Here is a 668-nt window from a genome sequence, read left to right as displayed (position 1 = left end):
CTGCTGACGATAAAAAATACGCTGCCATACAGTTTTTGTTATTACACCCCTCTAAAGACGGCTTCAATGCGATTTTCCATTTGGCAGTTAACGAAAAAAATCAAAAAATAAGGGAATACCTAATTTGCTCTATATGCCAATCAGCTAAAGGGAAAAAATGGTATACATAATATTTTTAGTTATAATAACAATTAATTGTCAGTGATGTCCGGTTAGTTTTTTGCAGGTGATTCCGATGCAAAAAATTTTATAAATTTCTTTTTTTTTGTTGACAAATGTGCGCAAAAATTTTGGCGCGCCTTGAAAAACTTTTTAAGTTTTCAAGGAGAACCGACATGGCACATATTTCAATCCCAAAGCATAAAATTCAATCCTTGACTTTTGACAAGTTCAAGTCCCCTTTGGTAGAGTTGCTCACACTTGCATCGGAACTACACTCAAGAGGAGACCGCTCATTAAAAATGACCTTTGAAGATCAATTAGACGCTTTGGTATATTTCCATCTCCAAGAGCACAAATCCGCCCGGCATCTGATCCAAGATCTGGACGAAAACGAATTTGCCAAAGACAACATTGCTACCGATGGTGGGATTAGCAGAAGCAACTTCTCTGAAATAATAAATGGACGAGGCCTTGAGCAATTACAGTTCATCTTTGAAAATCTTTAT

General features: G+C 36.5%; 1 pseudogene. It reads left to right on the top strand.

From position 1 onward, the window contains the following. Nucleotides 1-335 precede the first annotated feature (335 nt). Nucleotides 336-668 (top strand): annotated as a pseudogene (locus tag ACYQ2M_RS25205) (IS4 family transposase); the annotation flags it as partial.

This window comes from Desulfocicer niacini, from assembly GCF_054657595.1.
This window is presented reverse-complemented; position numbering and strand designations above follow the sequence as displayed.